Here is a 1,971-nt window from a genome sequence, read left to right as displayed (position 1 = left end):
AGTTGTACCGTAGGTACCATCTTACTGTTTGCAAAATAATATCATGATGATAATGCTTCCACTTGAATAAATTTCGCTTTTCCATACTGATCACGTACCTTTTTTAGAGTAATAGTATCAGTATGTCCAAGATTTAGAGATTACTTTCAATTATCTTGAAGTTTTCGTACCAGAACCGAGTTTTGTTCTTCTGAAAAGAATACGCTGTGTTTTTGTTAATTTTTCTTCTAATATACGGAAGAATCTAGGGTTGTTGAATGTTGTTCCATCAGAAAGAATGACAAAATTTTTTATTCTAACGTCAATTCCACTTAACGTTAATATTTCCCTGTTAGATCATTAAAGTTAATAATTTCCTGAGCTATGCATATATAGCTTAACTTATCCCAAGTAACAAACTAATTCTGTAATAAAATCTAATATAAATACATATCTTATATATATTTAAAATATAAAGATAAAACTTATATAGGACAAGTAAATAGGAGGTTGCTCTTACTGTCACAAGGATTCTGAAGATGCTATAGCGTAAAAAATCAAAAATAGTAGTATTTAACAACGGAAAAGTAGGCATAATATTGATATAGAAACTACAAATAATCATAAACAAAAACATATATTTCTACATAAAAAATGAAACAAATAAATACATTGTTAAACATATTTATTCACGCGCTTAATTCTGTATTAATCCACTGCATTTCCACAATTTTATTTTATTTACCCACAAACCATTCACATTAGGTGCTAAATAATTAACATAATCCGAATTTATCACATTATTCACACACATATTGATGATTTTTGATAGATAAGTTACTAGAATACCTTTATATCAGTGATTATTGTATTATATTATTCACATTCGACTATATTTATCTACTTATACACAAAATTTTAATTTTTTCTTGCGATTATTTGTAGGTATTTGAATGCATTAAGGCAGCTCATAACGTGTTTATATGAAAGTATGTGTGGAAATTTAGTCAGTTACAGTGCAGTTGTTGTATAGGAGTGCATAAAAAAAGACTCTATTATTAATAGAATCGACGAAAGTTGGTTGTTATAAGGAATCAGTGCAAGGCTTTCAAATAACGGAACAAACACGAATAGCCCTCTACTTTTAATTTTTTCAAAAATAGAGAGCGAAGTATTTTTAATTGGTTTCTATTACTTCAAGTACTTGTTCAGCTGTTGTTACTTGAATACCAGTGCGTATTAACTTTTCAAAGGCACGCATAAATGTAATCAAATTGAAGTCATCTGGTACTTCAATAACACGAAGCGTTTCTTTAGGTAATCTATCTATCTTTTCAATGAACAATTCGCGAACATCACTAGGAATAAAGCGCTCTTTATGTCCTCTTGCTTTTAAAAGCTCACGTATTTCAATTTCTAAAGCCATATAAGCATTTAGATTTGTACCTTGTTCATAGGCGTACTTTCTAAACAAAGTTTCTTCTTGATACTTTAGATAGTTGCGGTGATACGATTCCTCTGTAACAGGTACAGCAAATTTGTATTTTAGTAATTCATACGTTTTACGGAACAACTTTTTGATGTTTCGAAGTGAGTACATAGAGAAATGTAATCCGAAATCAAATACAGCTTGTTCTTTTTGCTCTTTAGGTACATGTTGTGTAATAAGAGGATAGATACCTTCCTTAGCCGCCGTATCAAGAATTTGATATTGTGACGTTTGGTTTAATAGTTTCTTCAGTGTATATACTAACTTACTTGGATATTCTTCATTACGATCTATCATGTCACGTAAGCTATAAATTACACTACGAATTTGTCGGTGGCATGTATATTTAAGTACATGAATAAATTTATTCATGTCTTTTGTAAATTCACCAATATTCATATCTTGTAGCACAGATTCAATAAAACGAGCTTTTCGTGCATACGTAACCTTTGGCGTGAATGGATCGCGATACTGTACTTCTCCAGCTTCTTTTGTACATAAGA

2 pseudogenes are annotated in these 1,971 nt (G+C 30.2%); both read right to left on the bottom strand.

Annotated features, from left to right (window positions below):
- Nucleotides 1–85: pseudogene (locus C564_RS36590) on the bottom strand (IS6 family transposase); the annotation flags it as partial.
- Between the two features lie 1,071 nt (nucleotides 86–1,156).
- A pseudogene (locus C564_RS0131355) lies at nucleotides 1,157–1,971 on the bottom strand (hypothetical protein); the annotation flags it as partial.

Origin of the sequence: Bacillus sp. 105MF, assembly GCF_000374885.1 — a bacterium.
Lineage (GTDB): Bacteria > Bacillota > Bacilli > Bacillales > Bacillaceae_G > Bacillus_A > Bacillus_A pseudomycoides.
Note: the sequence above shows the minus strand (reverse complement) of the source record. Positions and strands in the feature narration are given on the sequence as shown.